The sequence below is a fragment of the Maritimibacter sp. DP1N21-5 genome, assembly GCF_019218295.1.
GTDB lineage: Bacteria > Pseudomonadota > Alphaproteobacteria > Rhodobacterales > Rhodobacteraceae > Maritimibacter.
Window position 1 is genome coordinate 1,074,753 of the sequence record NZ_JAHUZF010000006.1, and the last position, 13,528, is coordinate 1,088,280.

Consider the following 13,528-nt stretch of genomic DNA (forward strand, 5'->3'; position numbering starts at 1 on the left):
TTCGGTTCGCCCGGTTTATCGACGGCATCACGGACTGTCCACCACGACAGGCGACGGACGAGCGGCCCATCACGAAAAAGGACGGGTCATCGTCGCCGATGCCCGTCCTCTCGCAGTATTCTCCGCCCCGGCGTGCCGGACCGTGGGCCGTTTCCGGAGTCAGCCCTCTCCGTTCCCGCGACGGAGGATCAGTCCTCCATGACCTCGCCGGTTTCCTCGTCGTAGTCGCCCGCGCTCATGTCGAAATCGAGCCCGTGCGCGGCCCGGATCTTGTCCTCGATCTCGGCGGCGACCTTGGGGTTTTCCTTCAGGAAGGTCTTAGAGTTCTCGCGGCCCTGCCCGATCCGTTCGTCGCCATAGCTGAACCAGGCGCCGGACTTCTCCACCACCCCGGCCTTGACGCCAAGGTCCAGAAGCTCGCCGGTCTTCGAGATGCCCTCGCCATACATGATGTCGAATTCCACCTGCTTGAAGGGCGGGGCCACCTTGTTCTTGACCACCTTGACGCGGGTCGCGTTGCCGACCACCTCGTCACGGTCCTTGATCGCACCGATGCGCCGGATGTCGAGACGGACCGAGGAATAGAACTTGAGCGCGTTGCCGCCCGTCGTGGTTTCAGGCGAGCCGAACATAACCCCGATCTTCATGCGGATCTGGTTGATGAAGATCACCGTGCATTTGGACCGGGAAATCGACCCGGTCAGCTTGCGCATGGCCTGCGACATGAGACGGGCCTGCACGCCGACCGAACTGTCACCCATGTCACCTTCGAGTTCCGACTTCGGTGTCAGGGCGGCGACCGAGTCGACCACCACCATGTTCACCGCGCCCGATCGCACCAGCGTGTCGACGATTTCGAGCGCCTGTTCCCCGGTGTCGGGTTGCGAGATGAGAAGCTCGTCCAGATCGACGCCCAGACGTTTTGCATACTGCGGGTCGAGCGCATGTTCGGCGTCGACGAAGGCGCAGACGCCGCCCTTCTTCTGTTCTTCGGCCACGCAATGCAGCGTGAGCGTCGTCTTGCCCGAGCTTTCAGGCCCGTAGATTTCGATGATCCGCCCCTTGGGAAGGCCGCCGATCCCCAGCGCGATGTCAAGCCCGAGCGACCCGGTCGAGGTCGACTCGATCTCGGCCACGGGATTGTCGGCCCCGAGCTTCATGATCGAGCCCTTGCCGAATTGGCGTTCGATCTGCGCGAGTGCGCTGTCGAGGGCTTTCTGCTTCTCGCTGTCGCGTTTCATTTCAAAGTCCAGAAGATTTGCTGTCGCCATGGTTTTCCATCCTTATTCCACACCCGGGTCCGGGCGGCAATTGGTGCTCTTGTTCACCTCTTGTTCTTGCGGTCCTTCATGAAGAACAAAGGAGAACATTTCAAGAATTTTCTTTCCTCGTGATCTTGCGGCAGGACAGGTTAACAAAGACTTAGCGTCGGTCGGGCCTTGGCGAGGATCTGCCATACGTGACGCAAGCGAATGACAAACCTAGTGAATTTGTGCCGAAACCGTGGCGGTCAATTCCGACAACGAGAAAGGTTTGGGCAGAAAAACCGAATTGGGGATTCGCTTCTGGTGCTCGGATACCGACTCTTCGGCATAACCTGACACGAAGACCACCTTGACGCCCGGCCGGGTCAGGATCGCCTGCGCCACCCAGGTCGGGCCGTCCATGCCGGGCATGACGACGTCCGTCACCACCACATCGACGCGAAGGTCCGGATCTTCGAGGAGCCGCAGCGCAACTTCGGCGTTCTCCGCCTCGATCACCTGATAGCCGCGCAGTTGCAGGGCGCGGGAGGCGAAAGCCCGCACGGGCGCCTCGTCCTCGACGAGGAGCACCGTGCCGCCCCGATCCGGCCCCGGCTCGTGTGTCGCGCGGGGCAGAGGAACGGTGGTCGGAGCCATGCGGACGCCGGGGTCTGACCCGTCGGTGGTAACGGGCAGAAGGACGGTCTCGGGCTCTGCCGGCGGATGATAGACCGGGAAATAGAGCGTGAAGGTCGTGCCGGATCCTTCGACCGAATCCACGAAGATATAGCCACCCGACTGCTTCACGATCCCGTAGGCCATGGAGAGGCCGAGACCCGTGCCCTTGCCCGCGCCCTTCGTTGTGAAGAAAGGCTCGAAGATCTTGGTCAGTTTATCGGGCGCGATCCCAGTCCCCTCGTCGATCACCCGAAGCGAGACGTATTGCCCCGGCGGGACCCGGACCTGGTCGCGTTCGAGGACCCGGTCGAGGGCGATATTGCGCACGTCCAGCCGGATCAGCCCGCCCTCCGGCATCGCATCGCGCGCATTCACAACGAGGTTCATCACCACCTGTTCAAGCTGCCGCCGGTCGGCGCGCACCGGCGCGATGTCCCTGTCATGGGCAAAGTCAATCCGGATTCTTTCGCCCACGAGGCGACCGAGGAGATGGGACAGGTCGGCGACCCCGTCGGCAAGGTCGATGACATCGGGCTTCAGGGTCTGCTTGCGGGAGAATGCCAGAAGCTGGCTCACCAAAGCAGCGGCGCGATTGGCGTTCTGGGAAATCTGGGTCAGGTCGGCAAAATCCGGGTCGCGGCTGTCTCGCCTGAGCAGAAGCAGGTCGCAGTGACCGGAAATCGCCGTGAGCAGGTTGTTGAAATCATGTGCGATTCCACCGGCCAACTGCCCGATCGCCTGCATCTTCTGGCTTTGCACGAACTGATTTTCGAGCGACTTCAGCTCGGTCGCGTCGTTCATCACCACGATAAGCGCGGGACCGCCGTCTTCCTCCATGAGATCGAGCGAGATCTGCAGGAAGGTCTCGTCCCGGCGGCGCACCGCCTTCACGGTTTCGGTCCGGCCGAGGTTGCGGCCCTGCCAGGCCTCGGCGAGCCAGTCGGTAATCGGCCGACCGAGCCCGTCGATCAGCCGGGCCAACGGTTGTCCGACGATGTCTTCTTCGCTCAGAAGCCGACGTGCCCGCGCGCTTGCCATCACGACGGTGCCATCGGGCGCGAGCTTCAGGATCGGCACCGGCAGCCCTTCCACGACGCCCCATTCGGTAGCTCCGGCCACCCGTTTGCGCGGCTCGGGCAGCAGAAAGACCTCGCGTCGGCCGGCAGAGAGATCGACTTCCGACACCAGCATCGGGACCGGCCCCTGCGCCGTCTGGACGAGGTTCACCTCACCCGACCGGAGCGGCAATTCGGGAAACACCTTGTCGATGGTCCTTTCCTGCCCGCCCAGCAACCTTTGGACAGCCTCGTTCATGGAGAGGATGACTCCGCTGCGAGCGACGGTCAGCATTGGAAGCCCCACGACTTCTGTGGCCTGAGCCTCGGCCGGGCTGTCGTCTATCCAGTCCAGACGCCAGAGAAACCCGTCGCGACCGATCGTATGGACCGAAATCACCGCCCGCCCGGCGCCAAGCACGACTTCGTCGCGGGCCGAGCCCGTCGCCAGTGCCCGGTTCTGCAACCGGCAAAGTAGCGCGCCGGGTTGCACCAGCAGATCGCCCAAGGCGGCGATTATGGAGCCTCCCGCGGCGGCGCCAAAACGCGCGATGGCGGCGTCATTCACGAAATGCACTTCGCCGTCTCGGTCCGTTGTCAGAACGGGAGAGGGATCGTCGGCGGCAATCGCCGTCAATGTCCGGGCCAATGTCCCATCGGACATCCGCGCGCGCCAGTCGATGGCCAGCGCCATAAGCGCGAAGGTCAGGACGGAACCGCCCAAGATCAGGAGCACCAGCGCCGGTAGCGGCGCGCTCATGAAGACGCCCGCGAACAAGGCTCCCGCGCCGATCAGGAAGACCCAACTGCGCGACGCTACATCGCCTGCGGCATTGCGCAACGCGCCCGCGGTCAGGACGAAGGTCGGTGCAGAACGGGGCAAGCTGTTTCCTCCGGTCGGGTCCGGCCACGCCGGATGGCTCTTCGTCCATATGCCGGGGTCCGTATTAACAAGCCCTTAACCCCGCACTGAAGCCTAGCGCGGCGACGGAATACAATCCAGAGTTGATTATCGCTACCTCACTGCACCTGCGACGTTGGCAGGTCAGCGCCGCTCAAACACGGCGACGTAGAACCCGTCGCCCCCGTCGAGCGGCGTGAACTGGCGTTCGGTCACGAGATGCCAGTCCGGATGGCGGGAGAGGAACGCCTCGACCTGCGCCCCGTTTTCCTCGTGCAGCAAGGAACAGGTCGCATAGCCGATCCGCCCGCCCGGTGAGACATGCGTCACAAGATCGTCAAGGATCCCGGCCTGAACCCGGCACAGCCGGTCGAGGCCCGCTTCGGTCAGGCTCCATTTCCCCTGCGGCGCCCGACGCCACGAGCCCGAGCCGGAACAGGGTGCATCCGCGAAAACGAGATCGAAACGCCCCTGCACCGCGCCGGACTTCGACAGCTTGATCCGCACGCCGGCCCGCTTGGCCCGGTCCGGGATGTCGCGCATCCGGCCGGCGTCCACATCATGCGCCGTCACGTGTGCCTCCCGCGCGGCGAGCGCGAGCGCCTTGCCTCCGCCACCTGCGCAATAGTCGAGCACGTCCAACCCGTCGACCGGCCCGAGCGCCTCGACCACGGCCTGACTGGCGGCGTCCTGCAATTCGACGAGACCGTTCTGATAGGCCTTGGACTGGCGCAGCCGTCGCGCGCCCTCGGTGATTTCGAGCGCCGTCCCGGCGAGCGGATGCGGGCGTGTCTCGATCCCCTCTCGGGCCAATGCGGCCTGCGACTCCAGAACCGCATCGGCGCCGCCCTTGGCGAGATTGACCCGAAGGAAAACGGGCGCGCGATGTCGCAGGACCGCCGCGACCGCGTCGAAGTCTGCGCCCAGCGAGGCCCGCATCCGGGGCAGGATCCAGTCCGGCATGTCGGATGCCACGTCTTCCGGCAGGTCTTCGAGCCCAACTGAAAGCGCCGCTTCGGCCTCGGTCAGCTCGTCGGGCGCAAAGCGCGCTCCGGTGAAGACCTCGGCCGGATCCCCACCCTGCGCCCGGATCCCGCCCAGCACGAGCCCGCGTCCGGTCTCGGCCCCCGGCGCGTCTCCTGCGAGCGCGGCAAAGGACCGGCGGCACCGGATCGCGTCATAGACGATGTCGCGCACGGCGGCGCGGTCGCCCGACCCGGCATAGCGGTTGGACCGCGCCCAGTTCGTGAGGAGCTGTTCCGCCGCCCCGCCCGCGAGCCAGTCGTCCAGAATGCGGATCGCGGCGGCATGTCGGGCGGCCGGGGTCATCAGCCGATCCGGTAGTTCGGGCTTTCGCGGGTGATCTGGACATCGTGGACGTGGCTTTCCTTGAGCCCCGCGCCGGTGATCTTCACGAACTGGCAATTCTTGCGCATCTCGTCCACCGTCGCGTTGCCGGTGTAACCCATCGCGGCCCGAAGCCCGCCCACGAGCTGGTGAATGACCGCCCCGGCCGAGCCCTTGTAGGCCACCTGCCCCTCGATCCCTTCTGGCACGAGCTTGTCGCTCGCCGCGTCCTTCTGGAAATAGCGATCCGCCGAGCCGCGCGCCATGGCACCAAGCGACCCCATCCCGCGATAAGACTTGAAGCTCCGGCCCTGATAGAGGATCACCTCGCCGGGGCTTTCGTCGGTGCCCGCGATCATCGAGCCGACCATCGCGCAGGAGGCCCCCGCCGCGATGGCCTTGGCGAAGTCGCCCGAGAACTTGATGCCGCCGTCGGCAATGACCGGAACGCCGGACTTGTCGGCCTCTTTGGATGCGTCCGAAATGGCGGTGAGCTGCGGCACGCCGACGCCTGCGACCATCCGCGTCGTGCAGATCGAGCCGGGCCCGATACCAACCTTCACCGCGTCGGCCCCGGCCCCGATGAGCGCCTTGGTCGCCTCGGCTGTGGCAACGTTGCCCGCGATCACCTGCACCTCGTTGGACAGCTTCTTGACCCGCGTCACGGCGTCCAGAACACCTTGGGAATGGCCATGGGCCGTGTCCACCACGACGATGTCGACGCCTGCGTCAATGAGCGCCTCGGTGCGCTCGAAACCGCTGTCGCCCACACCTGTCGCCGCCGCCACGCGCAACCGGCCCAGCGGGTCCTTGCAGGCGGTCGGGTTCAGAACGGCCTGCTCGGTATCGCGCAGCGTAAGAAGTCCGGTCAGTTTGCCCGCCGCGTCAGTCACGAGCAGTTTCTCGATCCGCCGCGCCTTCATGAGGCTTTTCGCTTCTTCGAGGTCCGCGGGCTCGCGCAGGATGGCAAGATCGTTCGAGGTCATCATCGCCTTGACCGGCGTCTTGTCGGAGGAGGCGAAGCGCATGTCGCGATTGGTGAGGATACCGACGACGTGGCCCTTTTCATCGACCACCGGGAACCCCGTGAAGTTGTAGCTGTCCACCAGCGCCTGCGCATCGGCCAGCGTCTGCTCGGGGGTCAGCGTCACGGGATTGTAGACGATCCCGCTCTCGAACCGCTTCACACGGCGGACCTCGTCGGCCTGCTGTTCCACCGTCAGGTTCTTGTGAATGACCCCGATCCCGCCAGCCTGTGCCATGGCGATGGCCATGCGCGCTTCGGTGACTGTGTCCATCGCCGAGGACAGAAGCGGGATATTCATCCTGATCGACTTGGTCACATAGGTCGTGGTGTCCGCCGTTGAGGGCAGAACGACACTGGCCGCTGGCACAAGCAATACATCGTCGAAGGTAAGAGCCTCGCGAATCTCCATGACCGGTCTCCTTTGGAGCTTTCGTTTGGCACTTCCCTATTTCATGGGGCGGCCGGAATGGAAAGGGCCGCCGGGCGATTTTGTCCGCCTCTTACGGGCAGCCGCCCGCGGTCCGAAAATCGCTGGCCTCAGCCCTCGCGCGTCACGTCCACGTCGTAGATCCAGTCGAACTGGCCGATCATGCGCGCGGGTGCGAACTGGCCTGCGAGGCGCAACGCATTGTGGCCCATGAAGCGGAGAACCGGGTTCGCGTAGTGATAATTGCGCGCGTTTCCGTTCGCCGCCTCGATCACCCGGGCCACGCGGCTGCGGCGCCGCGCCTGATAGAGCGCGGGCCCTTCGTCGAGCCCCGCCACGGCGAGGCAATGCGCCAGCACCCAGGCATCTTCCAGCGCCATCACCGCCCCCTGCGCCATGAAGGGCAGCGTCGGATGGGCCGCGTCGCCAAGGATCACGGCGCGATGCTTGTGCCACTGATCCGCGACCGGATGTCGAAAGAGCCCCCAGATATTGACCTGCTCGACCCGGTCCAGAAGCGCCCGGGACCCCGGCGCGAACTGCGAAAAGGCCCGGCGCAGGGCCTCGGGGTCGTCCTCGTGATGCCAGCCCTCCTCGGCCCAGGCCTCGCGTTCTTCGACCGCGACGATGTTGATCTCCCGCCCGCCGCGCAGCGGATAGGTCACCATGTGCCGGCCCGGCCCCATGAAGACCCGCGCCCGCGCCTTGGCCAGATCCACCTCACCCGGCTCTGCCGGCACGATCGCTCGCCAGGCCACCTGCCCCGTGAAAAAGGGTTTGCGCACGCCGTTGAGGACCGGGCGCAGCACCGAGTGGAGCCCGCCCGCCCCGACGGCGAAATCCGCGCTCCGGTCGCCCGCCTCGGTCGAAAGTACGGTCTGGTCAGGTTCGAGTCTGACCCCCGTCACGCGCTGCCCTGTCTCGATCGTAACGCCCAAGGCACGGGCACGTTCGGCCAGAACCGCGATCAGGTCGGCCCGGTGGAGAAGCAGGAACGTCTGCCTTGGCCGATGCGTGGCGAGGTCCATGTCGATGACCTGCCGCCCGGACAGACCGTCCATAAGCGTGACACCCTGGGACCGGACGGCCTGCGCGCGCGCCGCGTCGCCCAACCCGAAACTCTCGAGCACGGCCAGTCCGTTCGGGCTGATCTGGATGCCAGCCCCTGCTTCGCGTATCTGGTCGGCCTGTTCGAGGACCGTCACCCGCGCCCCGCGCATGGCGAGTGCGATGGCCGCCGCCAGCCCGCCGATCCCGGCGCCCAGAACCGTGATTTCCTGCCCGATCACCATCCGTCGATTCCCTTTCGCCGCTTCCCACGGTCTCATGACGGCCCTCCGGAGTGCAGGCCCCTTGCCAACAAAAAAGCACCGGGCGCGTTTGCGCCACAGTGCCCCGGCCCCATGGACCCTTTTCCATCAGTCCCGCCCGACCTGCCATCAGCGGTCCCTGCACTGCTTTGGCAAGACCTCGACCGCCACAGCCCCGAGGGCTGCCCGAACGATCCGGCGGACTGCGACCTCAGTCGTCGCGATGCACCCGTTCGCGTCGCTCGTGCCGTTCCTGTGCCTCAAGGCTCAGGGTCGCGATCGGACGCGCATCCAGCCGCTTGAGCGAAATCGGCTCCCCGGTCTCGTCGCAGTAGCCGTATTCGCCTTCTTCGATCCGGCGCAGCGCCGCGTCGATCTTGGCGACCAGCTTGCGCTGACGATCCCGCGTGCGCAGTTCCAGGGCCCGGTCCGTCTCTTCCGAGGCCCGGTCGGCGATGTCGGGAATGTTGCGGGTGGAATCCTGCAGCCCCTCGATCGTATGTTTGCTTTCGTTAAGAAGTTCGGCCTTCCAATTCAGGAGCTTGCGGCGAAAATATTCGAGCTGCCGCTCATTCATGAAAGGTTCGTCCTCGGCCGGAATATAGTCCTCCGGCAGGAAGGTCTCTGCCCTCATCCCACTCTCCTCTTCACCCGAGCGCGAGCCTGAAATGCCAAGTCTTGCAACCATATCGACCACCTAGCTCGCTCCTCAGGGCACGCTTTACTCCACGCTCCACGGGATGTCACTAGCCAAACGGGACGATGTGTTCACGTTTTGGCCGCCCGTGGACTAGGGGTTACAATTCTGTGCTCTTTCAAGCCCATTGGCAAGTGTAAGTAATTGATCAATCGCGGCATTTGCATGATTTGACACTGGGAGTCTCTGCACACCCGGACCGCCAGGTGGTTGACATCCGCTCAATTCTCCGGGCCCGTCAGGCACCTGCCCCGCGGATCGCAACGTAAGTGTCCCCCGCCCTTGCCTTTCTGGCCCCGAGACGATTACTTCCCCGGAACCACGAGGACCCGCGAGGAAGACCCCATGCGTTTTGAGAGCACCGACAGCTACGTCGCCACCGAAGATCTCAAGGTGGCCGTGAATGCCGCCGTGACGCTGGAGCGGCCGCTTCTGGTCAAGGGAGAACCGGGCACCGGCAAGACCGAGCTTGCCAAACAGATCGCCCAGTCGCTGGGTCTGCGGATGATCGAGTGGAACATCAAATCCACCACCCGCGCCCAGCAGGGTCTTTACGAATACGACGCCGTCAGCCGCCTGCGCGACAGCCAGCTGGGCGACGAACGCGTGCACGACGTCGCCAACTACATCAAGAAGGGCAAGCTCTGGACCGCCTTCGAGGCCGACGAAAAGGTCGTGCTCCTGATCGACGAGATCGACAAGGCCGACATCGAGTTTCCGAACGACCTCCTGCAGGAACTCGACAAGATGGAGTTCCATGTCTACGAGACTGGCGAGACGATCCGCGCGCGTCACCGCCCGGTCGTGATCATCACCTCGAACAACGAGAAAGAGCTGCCCGACGCCTTTCTGCGCCGCTGCTTCTTTCACTACATCAAGTTTCCCGACGTAGAGACGATGCGGAAGATCGTCGAGGTTCATCACCCCGGCATCAAGGAAGCGCTGCTCACCACCGCTCTCACGCAGTTCTACGAGATCCGGGAACAGACCGGGCTCAAGAAGAAGCCCTCGACCTCGGAAGTGCTCGATTGGCTGAAGCTCCTTCTGGCCGAAGACATGACGCCCGAGGACCTCAAGCGCGATGGCGGCTCGGCTCTGCCGAAGCTTCACGGCGCGCTCCTGAAGAACGAACAGGACGTGCATCTCTTCGAGCGTCTCGCCTTTCTCGCCCGCCGCGATGGCCGCTGACCATCTCCTGACCGAGACTCCGCGCCCGATATAAGGGCGCGGGTGGTATCTGCGGCCGGAATGAAGAAGCTGCCGCGCGGATACCCCGTAAAGACCGCCTCCTCGCCCCAAATTCGAGCGAAACGACCGCGACCGTGAACCTGATATGGTTACGATTCGCAGGTCATACGCCTTTGCGCCCCGCGGCGCGCCACAGTTTCGCCCTATTTCGGGGCGTCACCTTGTGACGCACGGACACAGGCCCGCAACATCTTGTGGGCCGATTGTTTCCCGCCACGCGACAAACCATCTTTCGCCCCATTTCGGCCATTTTTCGTTTTGGGAATCAGGGAAACCGTGTCTTACCCTAGGACTGCCTGGGGGGGCACAGAACGGTGAGAGAGTATTGGTCTTGGGAGACAATACGCATATCGCCGTCCGTTCGCTGATGCGAGCCGACGCGCCCCAGTGGCCCTGCCCCTGGTCAGTGCATCCGCCATCCGAACGGTCGTTGACCGCGCAAGGGGTGTGCCTGCCTCCTGCCCGGTTCCACGACCGAAGGACACGCGGAGACCTGACCACATGGTGGTCGGGACATTCGTGTCGCGTCACGGGCCGGACGCCCGGGGATCTGCCCCCCGGTTGCCCTGCCCACCGACCGACCCGACGCCACGTCCATCGGCCAAACCGCCCCCTGCCACGGGTCGGTCTGCGCCGCCAAATGCCTGAAATCGCGGAACAACGCCGCGTCATGGGCATTGGATCCTGGACAGATGGCGACGGATCGCAGCCGGGCAAGCTCCATTCAACGACAGGACAGCGTTCGCCGGACTCCCGTAACCCTGTAAGGTGAGGTTGAAGGGGATGACGAAGAGCTACCTGAGAAGCGCGGCCCTGGCAGGCCTGTTGGTCATGGCCTCCTGCTCCACGAATGGGAGTGACGCGCCCGCCCGCGACGACACCGCGCCCGAGGTGACGGCGCGCCAGACGAACCTGCCCACCGAATTGCCGCCGATGCGCGCATTCACCTCCGGGGCGGTGCTGCCGGTCAGCCGGTCGAATGCCGCCATCGCCGCCGATTTCCTCGATCTGTCCTTCGAGCTTGAGAGCGGTCGGGCATTGCCCGTCCTGTCACGCTTCGAGGGCCCGGTCACGATCCGCGTCACCGGCCGCGCGCCCGCCGTTCTGTCGGACGACCTCAACCGGCTTGTCGTGCGCCTGCGCAATGAGGCGGGGATCGACATCACCCGCGTCGCGCCGGCCACCGACGCGTCGATCACGCTCGAGATCATATCGAAGGCCCAGCTTCAGCGCCTCGTGCCCGGTGCGGCCTGTTTCGTGGCGCCAAACGTGGCGTCCTGGTCGGAGTACAAGTCCAAGCGCGGCACGGCGGACACTGACTGGACCGCGGTCCGCGAGCGCAGCCGCATGTCGATCTTCATCCCGGGCGACGTCGCCCCGCAGGAAATGCGCGATTGTCTGCACGAGGAAACCGCGCAGGCACTGGGGCCCGTGAACGACCTCTGGCGTCTCTCTGACAGCGTCTTCAACGACGACAACTTCCACACGGTGCTGACCGGCTTCGACATGCTGGTTCTGCGCACCTACTATGCGCCAGATTTCCATTCCGGCATGACGAAAGACGAGGTCGCGGCCCGGCTTCCAGGTGTTCTGGCCCGCCTCAATCCCGGCGGGGGCAGTGGTGCACCTGTCCCCGCCTCGAAGACCCCGGTCCTTTGGAAACAGGCGATCGAAACCGCGCTCGGCGGCCGCGTTCCGGCCGCAACGCGCCGGGTCGCTGCCGGGCGGGCCGTCGACATGGCGCGGGTCATGGGCTGGCGCGACACGCGGCTCGCCTTCGCGCTTTTCGTGCAGGGTCGGCTGAACCTCGGCGTGAACTCCGACGTCGCGCTCGCGTCGTTCCGGGAAGCCGAGGCAATTTATGGATCGACCCCCGGCAACCGGCTTCAGGCCGCCCATATGGGGGTCCAGCTCGCCGCGCATGCCCTGTCTATGGGCAATTCGGCCACCGCGATCCGCATCGCCGACGCGCATCTTCCATCGGTCCAGAACGCCCAGAACGCCGCCCTTCTCGCCACGCTCCTCATGATCAAGGCCGAGGCGCTGACCCTCGAGGGACGCGTGACCGAGGCGCAGCTCGTTCGCCTCGACAGCCTCGGCTGGGCACGGTATGGCTTCGGCTCTGACAGCGAAGTGACCGCGCGGCTCAATGAAATCGCGGCCATCTCGCCCCGTTCCCGCGGCTAGAACCCGATGAACCGGGCGGCCGCCCTTACAGGAGGCCGCCCTTGATCATTCTCGCCTTCGCCGTCTTCGGCGCGCTGCTCGGAGCCCTGCAGGCCCGCAATCGCAAGGGCAAACCGCTGGACATCGCGCAATATGCCGCCGTCTTCGCGATGATTTTTGCCATTCTCGGGGTTTTTGTTACGGTGTTCCTCAGCCGAGGCGCCTGATCAGGAGAACCCCCTTGTTCGTCCCCTTCTTCGAAACCCTTCGCGCCAACAAGGTGCCGGTCTCGCTGCGCGAGTATCTATCCTTTCTGGAAGCCATGAAGGCCGGGCTCGTCACTTATGACGTGGAAGGCTTTTACTTCCTCGCCCGGGCAGTGATGGTGAAGGACGAACGCAACCTCGACAAATTCGACCGCGCCTTCGCGATGACCTTCGAGGGGCTGGAGGCGATCACCTTCGACCAGGTGCTGGAAGCCGTGGATATCCCCGCGGGCTGGCTCGAGAAGATGGCCGAGAAGCACCTGACCGAAGAAGAGCGCGCCGAGATCGAGGCTTTGGGTGGTTTCGACAAGCTCATGGAAACGCTCAAGAAACGTCTCGAGGAACAGAAGGACCGCCATCAGGGCGGCTCGAAATGGGTGGGCACGGCCGGCACGTCGCCCTTCGGAGCCTATGGCTACAATCCCGAAGGCGTACGCATCGGTCAGGACAAATCGCGCCACCAGCGCGCGGTCAAGGTCTGGGACAAACGCGAGTTCCGAAACCTCGACGACAGCGTCGAACTGGGCACCCGCAACATCAAGGTCGCGCTCAAGCGCCTGCGCAACTGGGCGCGCGATGGCGCGCATGAAGAGCTGGACCTAGACGGCACGATCCGTTCGACGGCCGAGCATGGCTATCTCGACGTGAAGGTCCGCCCCGAGCGGCGCAACGCCGTGAAAGTGCTCCTCTTTCTCGACGTGGGCGGCAGCATGGACCCGCATATCAAGGTGGTGGAAGAGCTCTTCTCCGCCGCCCGCGCCGAGTTCAAGCATCTGGAATACTACTACTTCCACAACTGCCTTTACGAAGGCGTCTGGCGCGACAACCGCCGCCGCTGGGCCGAACAGACCCCGACCTGGGACGTGCTGCGCACCTATGGCTCGGACTACAAATGCATCTTCGTGGGTGATGCGAGCATGTCGCCCTATGAAATCGCGATGCCCGGCGGTGCCAACGAGCACTGGAACGCGGAAGCCGGCGTCACGTGGCTTGCCCGGGCCCGCGACCAATGGCCGGACAACCTCTGGATCAACCCGCTGCCCGAGAAGCACTGGCGCTATACCCAGTCGGTCGAGATGATCCGCGAGATTTTCGAGGACCGCATGGTGCCGATGACGCTCGAGGGCATCGACCGCGGCATGCGCGCCTTGGGCCGGTAGCC

Annotated in this window: 10 protein-coding genes; 4 read left to right on the forward strand and 6 right to left on the reverse strand. The window is 64.7% G+C overall.

Translation table 11 applies throughout. The features are described from left to right. Positions 1-188: 188 nt before the first annotated feature. The 6 genes from recA to dksA form a co-directional block, all read right to left on the reverse strand. Positions 189-1,271, reverse strand: coding sequence for a recombinase RecA (gene recA, locus KJP29_RS12970; RefSeq protein WP_218463958.1), 1,083 nt, complete (start codon positions 1,269-1,271; stop codon positions 189-191). Between the two features lie 210 nt (positions 1,272-1,481). Continuing rightward, positions 1,482-3,737 (reverse strand): PAS domain-containing hybrid sensor histidine kinase/response regulator, encoded by a 2,256-nt coding sequence (locus KJP29_RS12975; RefSeq protein WP_218464951.1) that lies wholly within the window; start codon positions 3,735-3,737, stop codon positions 1,482-1,484. A gap of 285 nt (positions 3,738-4,022) precedes the next feature. Beyond that, positions 4,023-5,207, reverse strand: coding sequence for an RsmB/NOP family class I SAM-dependent RNA methyltransferase (locus tag KJP29_RS12980; protein WP_218463959.1), 1,185 nt, complete (start codon positions 5,205-5,207; stop codon positions 4,023-4,025). Then, a complete protein-coding gene (gene guaB, locus KJP29_RS12985) occupies positions 5,207-6,661 on the reverse strand; it encodes an IMP dehydrogenase (RefSeq protein WP_218463960.1) in 1,455 nt (484 codons plus the stop codon). The genes KJP29_RS12980 and guaB overlap by 1 nt, the downstream gene beginning before the upstream one ends. A 128-nt stretch (positions 6,662-6,789) precedes the next feature. Further along, positions 6,790-8,007, reverse strand: a complete 1,218-nt coding sequence (locus KJP29_RS12990) for an FAD-dependent monooxygenase (protein ID WP_255553611.1) — start codon at positions 8,005-8,007, stop codon at positions 6,790-6,792. Positions 8,008-8,200: 193 nt separating this feature from the next. Then, complete coding sequence (gene dksA / locus KJP29_RS12995; RefSeq protein ID WP_218463961.1) at positions 8,201-8,623, reverse strand: RNA polymerase-binding protein DksA; 423 nt, start codon at positions 8,621-8,623, stop codon at positions 8,201-8,203. A gap of 408 nt (positions 8,624-9,031) precedes the next feature. Here dksA and KJP29_RS13000 point away from each other — a divergent pair, with 408 nt between their 5' ends. The 4 genes from KJP29_RS13000 (at position 9,032) to KJP29_RS13015 (ending at position 13,526) form a co-directional block, all read left to right on the forward strand. Continuing rightward, positions 9,032-9,874 carry a MoxR family ATPase gene (locus tag KJP29_RS13000; RefSeq protein ID WP_218463962.1) on the forward strand — a complete coding sequence of 281 codons (843 nt, stop codon included), beginning with the start codon at positions 9,032-9,034 and terminating at the stop codon, positions 9,872-9,874. Between the two features lie 843 nt (positions 9,875-10,717). After that, positions 10,718-12,121, forward strand: coding sequence for a DUF2927 domain-containing protein (locus tag KJP29_RS13005; RefSeq protein WP_255553612.1), 1,404 nt, complete (start codon positions 10,718-10,720; stop codon positions 12,119-12,121). 41 nt (positions 12,122-12,162) lie between these two features. Continuing rightward, entirely contained in the window at positions 12,163-12,327 is a 165-nt protein-coding gene (locus tag KJP29_RS13010; protein ID WP_218463963.1) for a hypothetical protein, read from the forward strand. 14 nt (positions 12,328-12,341) lie between these two features. Then, positions 12,342-13,526: a VWA domain-containing protein gene (locus KJP29_RS13015; protein WP_218463964.1), complete on the forward strand. Its 1,185-nt coding sequence runs from the start codon at positions 12,342-12,344 to the stop codon at positions 13,524-13,526. The last annotated feature ends 2 nt before the right edge of the window (positions 13,527-13,528 follow it).